Here is a 6,725-nt window from a genome sequence, read left to right on the forward strand (position 1 = left end):
GTCGAAGACGACGCCACCGATCGGGTACAGCGATCGCAGCAACCGAGGCCAGCGCTCCCGAAAGAACGTCGAATGCTCTTCGACGGCCGCGCCCAACTGCGGATGCATGTTCTGCATCGAACCGGCCCACGGGCCCTGCAGCATGCCGCGCCAGTCACCGAAATACCGCCAGGTCAGCGAGTCGGGGCCGAGCGGCTGAGGCGGGGCTTCGTATCCCAGCGGCGAAACCGGACAACCCGCCGCAACCGGGGCTGCCGCAGACGTATCTTGAGTCACTGGTGCAATTTCCTGTCCCAGTCAGGCAATCTGACTACATGCGTTGTCAGCACGAGTCTAGGAGTGAAGTGCCGTCCGGTCAACGCGCGCGTCGCTGGTCGGGTATCCCTCTCGAGGATCGCCAGGCCATGCGGCGGGACGAACTCGTCGCCGCCGGCGTGCAGCTGCTCGGCCAGGCAAGCGGTCCGGCGGTGACCGTGCGGGCGGTGTGCCGGCAGGCCGAACTGACCGAACGTTACTTCTACGAGAGCTTCACCGATCGCGACGAGTTCGTGCGCGCGGTCTACGACGATGTGTGCACCAGGGCGATGTCGGCGTTGACGTCGGCCGCGACGCCACGCGAGGCCGTCGAGCAATTCGTCGCCCTGATGGTCGACGACCCGGTGCGCGGGCGGGTGCTCTTGCTGGCCCCGTCGGTGGAACCAGTTCTGGTGCACTCCGGTGCGCAATGGATGCCCAACTTCATCGACCTGCTGCAGCGCAAGCTGACCCAGATCGGCGATCCGGTGCGACAGAAGATGATCGCCACCAGCTTGATCGGCGGCCTCACCGCGCTGTTCACCGCGTACCTGGACGGGCGGCTGGCCGCCAGCCGCGAGCAATTCATCGACTACTGCGTGGAAATGCTGCTCAGCAGGGTTACAGCACACTAGCCACGACGACGCGGAAAGTCCCGGAGAGACGGAACTTGAATGTCACCGGCATGAACAGATATATTTACTGAAACCGACAGACACAGATAACTGGGAGACACCGTGCCGGATCCTCAAGACCTGGACCTGTTGCGTGAACTCGAGCCGGTCGTCGAGAAGAACATGAACCGGCATCTGAGCATGCACAAGGCCTGGAACCCGCACGACTACATCCCATGGTCGGACGGCAAGAACTTCTACGCGCTCGGCGGCGAAGACTGGGAGCCCGGGCAGTCCAAGCTGACCGACGTCGCGCAGGTGGCGATGGTGCAGAACCTGATGACCGAGGACAACCTGCCGTCGTATCACCGCGAGATCGCGATGAGCTTCGGCATGGACGGCGCGTGGGGTCAGTGGGTCAACCGTTGGACCGCCGAGGAGAACCGGCACGGCATCGCGCTGCGCGACTACCTGATCGTGACGCGCGCCGTTGACCCGGTCGAGTTGGAGAAGCTGCGCTTGGAAGTGGTGAACAGGGGTTTCAGCCCCGGGCAACACAATCAGGGCGACCTGTTGACCGAGAACCTTTTCGACTCGGTCATGTACGTCACATTCCAGGAACTGGCCACCCGCGTCTCACACCGCAACACCGGCAAGGCCTGTAACGAGACCATCGCCGATCAACTGCTGGCCAAGATCTCGCAGGACGAGAACCTGCACATGATCTTCTACCGCGATGTCAGCGAAGCCGGCCTGGAGATCGCGCCGAACAAGGCGATGCATTCGTTGCACCGGGTGCTGCGCAACTTCAAGATGCCCGGGTTCTCGGTGCCCGAGTTTCGCCGCAAGGCCGTGATGATCGCCGTCGGCGGCGTCTACGACCCGCGCATCCACCTCGACGAGGTCGTGATGCCGGTGCTGAAGAAGTGGCGCATCTTCGAGCGCGAGGACTTCAGCGGAGATGCTGCGCGTGAGCGAGACGACCTTGCCGTGCTGATCGAGGAGCTCGAGGTGGCCTGCGACAAGTTCGAGATCTCCAAGCAGCGCCAGCTCGAGCGAGAAGCCCGCAGGGGCGACCTGCGGATCACCGCTCAACAGCTGCACAACACCGAGGGCAAGCTCTCCTTAAGCAGGCGGTAGCCGGTCTTGCGCATCGGTCCTATCACGCTGGCCAGCCCGGTGGTGCTGGCTCCCATGGCCGGCGTAACGAACGTCGCCTTCCGCACGTTGTGCCGCGAACTCGAGCAGGCCCGCGTCGGCACCGTCAGCGGGCTCTATGTCTGCGAAATGGTGACCGCCCGAGCCCTCGTCGAGCGGCATCCCGTCACCATGCACATGACAACGTTCTCCGCCGACGAGACGCCACGCTCGCTGCAGCTCTACACCGTCGACCCGGCCACCACCTATGCGGCGGTGAAGACGATCGCCCACGAGGGGCTCGCCGACCACGTCGACATGAACTTCGGCTGCCCGGTGCCCAAGGTCACCCGTCGCGGCGGCGGCGCGGCGCTGCCCTACAAGCGGCAGCTGTTCGGCCAGATCGTCGCGGCGGCGGTGCGCGGCACCGAAGGCACCGATATCCCGGTGACCGTCAAGTACCGGATCGGCATCGACGACGACCACCACACCCACCTCGAGGCCGGCCACATCGCGGAATCCGAAGGCGCGGCCGCGGTCGCATTGCATGCCCGCACCGCAGCACAGCGCTATTCCGGAACTGCTGACTGGGAGCAGATCGCCCGGCTCAAGCAGCACGTCCAGACCATCCCGGTGCTGGGCAACGGCGACATCTTCGAAGCCAACGACGCACTGACCATGATGGCCGTCACCGGCTGCGACGGCGTCGTCATCGGTCGCGGCTGCCTGGGCCGGCCGTGGCTGTTCGCCGAACTCTCGGCCGCGTTCACTGGCCGCCCGACGCCGACGCCGCCCAATCTGGGCGAGGTCGCCGACATCATCCGCCGGCACGGCGAGCTGCTGAGCGACCACTTCGGCGAGGACAAAGGCATGCGTGACATGCGCAAACATATCGCCTGGTACCTGCATGGCTTCCCGGCCGGCTCCGACTTGCGGCGGGCCCTCGCGCTGGTCGAGACGCTCGACGAACTCGACCGTCTGCTGGACAAACTCGACGGCGATACACCGTTCCCCACCGCCGCCGGGGGGCCGCGCGGGCGTCAGGGATCACCGGCGCGGGTGGCGTTGCCGGACGGCTGGCTGACGGACCGCGACGATTGCACGGTCCCATCCGGGGCGGACGTCATGCACTCAGGCGGCTGAAGCCGGCCATCTGACACCGTCCCCGGATCGCGTTTCCGGGGCGGTCTCAGTACCATGTGGATCTTGTTGCATCACGCGCCAGTGGCTGAGCCCAGTTGCCACCAGCGTGGCACGGCTACTACTACGACGATGCGACCGCACGGTCGCGCGGATACGTTGCGCTGCACCGTCAGCGCCGCCCCGAGGCACCCCCTCGGACACGTGAGACCTCATCAGATTCGGAGGCCGGTAGGACATGAGTGACGGCGACGCTGGCGCCGATGCAGCCACTCACGGCCCTGACGCCGATGACATAGGGCTTACCGGAACGCCGCCTGGATCGCGAGGCGCCGCGCCGTGGGAGCGGTTCGGGACCACCACGCAGACGGTCGCCGTCGCGAATCGATGGACGAGGCCATCGGCGGTGCGGGCGCCGGTTGCGCCCGTCGCCGTCGCAAACCACGGCAACGGTGGATCCCACACCGACGGTGGGCTCACGGTCGCCGATCTGATCGCCAAGGTCGGTGGCCACGTCGCCGTACGGCCGCGGCACCACCATGCGGCTCCCGACACCGACACGGCGGAACCCGAACCGCCACTGCCCAGCGATGAGCACGGTGACAACTACGCCTACGCGTCGTTGAGCCCTCCGGAGTACAACTACGACCTGCCCGACCTCGATGCCATCTATCGCGAGCAGTCGATCGCCGATGCCGACGTCGTGCAGACCACTCTTCTGCCGAAAACATCGGTCCGGCCGCGCCCCGCGCGCCTCGTCGAAAAACCTGATGTCGAGCCGGATGACGACGAGCCCGCGCCAAAGCGTCGCCGCCGGCACGGCGCGCTTCTGGTGGCCGGCCGTCTGGTGGTCGCCACGGTCGCGGCGGCGGCCCTGGCCATGACCGGCGGGGCGTACGAGTGGAGTACCTCGAAGAACCACCGAATGAACACGGTCAGCGCACTGGACCTGGGGTCGCGCGACATCGTCGACCCGAACGCGCAATTCGGCGACGAAGACTTCCTGGTCGTCGGCATGGACTCTCGCGCCGGGGCCAACGGCGAGATGGGCGCCGGCGGCACCGAGGACGCGGGCGGGGCCCGATCCGACACCATCATGCTGGTCAATATTCCGGCGAACCGTAAACGCGTTGTCGCAGTATCGTTTCCGCGCGACCTGGCCATTACGCCGATCCAGTGCGAGGCGTGGAATCCAGACACCGGCGAGTACGGCCCGCTCTACGACTCGGACACCAAGAAGTGGGGTCCCAGAAACGTCTACACCGAGACGAAACTGAACTCGACGTTCTCCTTCGGCGGACCGAAGTGTCTGGTGAAGGAGATCCAGAAGCTCTCCGGTCTGAGCATCAATCGCTTCATTGCCGTCGACTTCGCCGGCTTCGCCAAGATGGTGGACGCGCTCGGCGGCGTGGAGGTGTGCAGCACGACACCTCTGAAGGACTACGAGCTGGGCACCGTGCTGGCCCACTCCGGACGTCAGCTGATCGACTCCAAGACCGCGCTGAATTACGTGCGAGCCCGCAACGTCACGACCGAGAACAATGGCGACTACGGGCGGATCAAGCGCCAGCAGCTGTTTTTGTCCTCGCTGCTGCGCTCACTGATCTCCAAGGAGACTTTCTTCTCGTTGAGCAAGCTCAACAGCGTGGTGAACATGTTCGTCAGCAACAGCTACGTCGACAACGTCAGGACCAAGGACCTCGTCCAGCTAGGCCAGTCGGTGCAGGGCATGAACGCCGGACACGTCTCCTTTGTGACCGTGCCGACTGGCATCACCGATGAAAACGGTGACGAGCCGCCGCGCACCGCAGACATGCGGGCCCTTTTCAGCGCCATCATCGACGACGAAGGGCTGCCGGGCGAGAACAACATGAACGCGACATCGACTCCGCCGACCAAGTCACTGAGCAGCAAGGCCCCCCAGTCCAGTCAAACCAGCCAGCCCAGCCAGGCCGCCGACCCGCACCCCGAGAATGTCCAGGCGATGACGACCGCGCCCCAGAACGTCACCGTGCAGGTGTCGAACTCGACCGCCAAGTCCGGTTTGGCCACCACCGCCAGCAGCCAGCTGAAGCGGCACGGGTTCCGGGTCAAGTCGCCGGACGACTACCCGAACCCGCTCAAGACCACCAAGGTGCTCTTCTCCCCCGGCAACGAGCAAGCCGCCGCCACGGTCGCGGCCTCGTTCGCGAACTCCAAGGTCGAGCGGATCACCGGGACCGGACAGGTCGTGCAGGTGGTGTTGGGCTCGGACTTCACCTCGGTCGGCACTCCCCCGCCGGCCGGGTTACCGGTCAGCCTGCAGATCAATCGCAGTGCCAGTACCCCGGCGACCAAGCTTCCCGACGACCTGACGGTCACCAACGCGGCCGACACCACCTGCGAATAACACAACCGCCGAGAATCGGCGGGTAAACCGCCATTCACCGCGAGTTCACAGCGCACTTCATGCCGCACGCGGAATTGAGAAAGTACGCTTGGCATATGCGAACCGCGTACCACGAGCAGCTCTCTGAGCTCTCCGAACAGCTCGGCGAGATGTGTGGGCTCGCCGGTGTTGCCATGGAACGCGCGACACAGGCACTGCTGCAAGCCGATCTGGTGCTCGCCGAGCAGGTCATCTCCGACCACGAGAAGATCGCCGAGCTGAGTACTCAAGCCGAAGAGAGCGCTTTCGTCCTACTTGCCCTGCAGGCGCCCGTCGCCGGCGATCTTCGCTCGATTGTGAGCGCCATCCAGATGGTCGCCGACATCGACCGGATGGGGGCACTGGCGCTGCACGTCGCCAAAATCGCTCGCCGGCGTCATCCCCAGCACGCGCTGCCCGAGGAAGTCAACGGCTACTTCGCCGAAATGGGAAGAGTCGCAGTGGAATTGGGCAACAGCGCGCAGGAAGTGCTGCAGTCGCGAGACCCGGAGAAAGCCTCCCGCATCCGCGAAGAAGACGACGCGATGGACGACCTGCACAGCCACCTGTTCACCGTGCTGATGGACCGCGAGTGGAAGCACGGCGTGGCCGCAGCCGTCGACGTGACCTTGCTTGGCCGCTTTTACGAAAGGTTCGCCGACCACGCCGTCGAGGTGGCGCGACGAGTCATCTTCCAGGCGACCGGTCACTTTCCCGAGGACGAGACCGTCGCAAGATCCGGCTAACCGAAGCGGCCGGAGATGTAGTCCTCGGTGGCTTTTTGGGTCGGGTTGGAGAAGATCTTCTCGGTGTCGTCGATCTCGACCAACCGGCCCGGCTTGCCGACCGCCTCCAGGTTGAAGAACGCGGTGTGATCGCTGACCCGCGCTGCCTGCTGCATGTTATGCGTGACGATGACGATGGTGTATTCCTGCTTCAACTCGGCGATGAGATCCTCGATCGCCATCGTCGAAATCGGGTCCAGCGACGAACACGGCTCATCCATCAGAAGCACGTCGGGTTGCACGGCGATGGCCCGCGCGATGCAGAGTCGCTGCTGTTGACCGCCGGACAACCCACCACCGGGCCGGTCCAATCGGTCCATGACCTCGTCCCACAGGTTGGCGCCCCGC

General features: G+C 65.1%; 7 protein-coding genes. 5 read left to right on the forward strand and 2 right to left on the reverse strand.

The window, feature by feature from the left end:
• On the reverse strand, positions 1-276 hold a 276-nt coding region (locus WAN02_RS16565; protein ID WP_422265302.1), incomplete at its 3' end, for an oxygenase MpaB family protein.
• Positions 277-314: 38 nt separating this feature from the next.
• On the opposite strand from WAN02_RS16565, the gene WAN02_RS16570 reads away from it, so the two are divergent.
• The 5 genes from WAN02_RS16570 (at position 315) to phoU (ending at position 6,338) form a co-directional block, all read left to right on the forward strand.
• Positions 315-929: a TetR/AcrR family transcriptional regulator gene (locus tag WAN02_RS16570; RefSeq protein ID WP_422265303.1), complete on the forward strand. Its 615-nt coding sequence runs from the start codon at positions 315-317 to the stop codon at positions 927-929.
• 102 nt (positions 930-1,031) lie between these two features.
• Positions 1,032-2,048: an acyl-ACP desaturase gene (locus WAN02_RS16575; protein WP_422265304.1), complete on the forward strand. Its 1,017-nt coding sequence runs from the start codon at positions 1,032-1,034 to the stop codon at positions 2,046-2,048.
• Between the two features lie 6 nt (positions 2,049-2,054).
• On the forward strand, positions 2,055-3,188 hold the full coding sequence (gene dusB, locus WAN02_RS16580; RefSeq protein ID WP_422265305.1) for a tRNA dihydrouridine synthase DusB: 1,134 nt from the start codon (positions 2,055-2,057) through the stop codon (positions 3,186-3,188).
• 235 nt (positions 3,189-3,423) lie between these two features.
• Complete coding sequence (locus tag WAN02_RS16585; RefSeq protein ID WP_422265306.1) at positions 3,424-5,574, forward strand: LCP family protein; 2,151 nt, start codon at positions 3,424-3,426, stop codon at positions 5,572-5,574.
• Positions 5,575-5,669: 95 nt separating this feature from the next.
• On the forward strand, positions 5,670-6,338 hold the full coding sequence (gene phoU / locus WAN02_RS16590; RefSeq protein ID WP_422265308.1) for a phosphate signaling complex protein PhoU: 669 nt from the start codon (positions 5,670-5,672) through the stop codon (positions 6,336-6,338).
• Here phoU and WAN02_RS16595 read toward each other — a convergent pair.
• Positions 6,335-6,725 (reverse strand): phosphate ABC transporter ATP-binding protein (locus WAN02_RS16595; RefSeq protein WP_422265309.1); only part of this gene is annotated, 391 nt, incomplete at its 5' end. The genes phoU and WAN02_RS16595 overlap by 4 nt on opposite strands.

Origin of the sequence: Mycobacterium sp., from assembly GCF_049281135.1 — a bacterium.
Lineage (GTDB): Bacteria > Actinomycetota > Actinomycetes > Mycobacteriales > Mycobacteriaceae > Mycobacterium.

Coding starts and splice junctions, on each gene's coding strand:
- WAN02_RS16570 (WP_422265303.1), top strand. CDS start 315: ATGCGTTGTCAGCACGAGTCTAGGAGTGAAGTGCCGTCCGGTCAACGC.
- WAN02_RS16585 (WP_422265306.1), top strand. CDS start 3,424: ATGAGTGACGGCGACGCTGGCGCCGATGCAGCCACTCACGGCCCTGAC.
- phoU (WP_422265308.1), top strand. CDS start 5,670: ATGCGAACCGCGTACCACGAGCAGCTCTCTGAGCTCTCCGAACAGCTC.